The sequence below is a fragment of the Paenibacillus sp. 2RAB27 genome (assembly GCF_052115445.1).
Classification (GTDB): Bacteria; Bacillota; Bacilli; order Paenibacillales; family NBRC-103111; genus Paenibacillus_E.
The window spans coordinates 1-1,565 of the sequence record NZ_JBFRGR010000092.1 but is presented as its reverse complement, the minus strand read 5'-3'; the positions used below and the strand labels follow the sequence as shown (position 1 = coordinate 1,565).

The following is a 1,565-nucleotide window of genomic DNA, read 5'->3' as shown; positions in this document are numbered from 1 at the left end:
TCAGGCTGTCGAGTAAAGCGCTTTCATGAAACTTTCAATACCCTCCAATTTGCTTTCCACGCATATTTACATGCAATAAAAAAGATCCCCCTTTTGTTTGCGCACTTCGCAAGCTGTCGGGCGATCTTTTTTATGTTTTGTGCTACTGCTGTCATAAGTGCTTTTTCCTGCATATTCGTTCGCCCCCGTAACAGCGAACAGCGAAGTCCATGGAGCTCTTTGGCATCCGCGAAACTTCGCTCAATCGTTTGGCACCGAAGTCGGTACAGTTTTTTTCCTGCGACACTATTCCTGTTTTTTGCTACTTGCTCTTTGTGGTTTTCCCAAATATGTCTCTGAATTTTTCGAGTGTGGTTCTTTGATGTTGTACAATTTGTAAGTACAGGGCAATCTTGGCATTGTTTAGCATTTGATGAATACTCGCGGTAACCTTGTCGGTTCGTGGTGGTGTAATGTAACTCCTGTCCCTTTGGACAGATATACACATTTTTCTCCGCATCAAAAACGAACCGCTCCTTCGACATTCCCTCCAAAGTTGATGTCGTTGCGCGTCCTCCAATAACGGGATACATACCCATAGTTAATGTCTCTTTACAAATGTGCGGAGTGAAGTAGCCGGAGTCTAGAGCTACGGCCTCGAGTGTATCTTTAAATCCGAACTTTTCAACTTGGTGCTGTAAACGTTCGATATAAACAACGGAGTCATTCACATTTCCTTTTGTCACGTACACATCCGTAATAATGTTGAATTTATGATCAACCGTGCGATGATCCAAGTAAAAGAAGCCTTCTGGTTTACCTTTACGCATCATATATCCACTGTCTGGATCCGTCGTGCTTACTTTCATTTGCTTTGTCTCATTCACCTCCTCCTTGCGCTCCAGTTGCTTTTTTCCATGGAGTTCTCGATCTTTGTCTACAGCTTGATCCAGTTCTAGTGTGTATTCATGAGGTGTTTGCTCCACCGTTTGCATGGTGTACTTGTTTTTACTGGCTCTTGCTTTAATATGCGTGGAGTCTGTAATCAGCACACGACCTGCAACCATCCGATGTTCAATGGCAAGTCGAACAATCTCATCAAAAATATCCTGAAACACATTCGTATCTTTAAACCGAGTTCGACGATTCCAGCTAATCGTGGTGTGATCCGGTGCTTTTTGAGAGAGTCCAAGTCCTAAAAACCAACGGTAACCGATATTTAAATTGATTTCTTGCTCGAGTTGGCGCTCCGAACGAATGCCGTATAAATAGCCAATAAACATCATTTTAAAGAGTAGGATAGGATCAATTGAAGGCCGCCCATGATTATCGCTGTAAAAAGGACGAACGATATCAATAATAAATGTAAAATCAATATGAGCAGCTATATGGCGGAGTAAATGGTTTTGTGGAACCATTAAATCAATACAAACGAGTTCATAGTCTAATTGAGGGTCATTCGGTTTAGAGCGAAGCATGAGGTTCACCACTTTCAAGAGTATACTTATATTATACCAAATTAACGCGGTAATGTGATGAACTAAAAAGAAAATAATAAAGACTGTCGAGACTTTCTCGACAGTCTG

General features: G+C 41.6%; 1 protein-coding gene. It reads right to left on the bottom strand.

Going from position 1 to position 1,565, the window contains the following annotated elements; all coding sequences use genetic code 11:
• Window positions 1-23: 23 nt before the first annotated feature.
• Window positions 24-1,457, bottom strand: coding sequence for an IS1182 family transposase (locus AB4114_RS35730; RefSeq protein ID WP_441992674.1), 1,434 nt, complete (start codon window positions 1,455-1,457; stop codon window positions 24-26).
• Window positions 1,458-1,565: the final 108 nt, after the last annotated feature.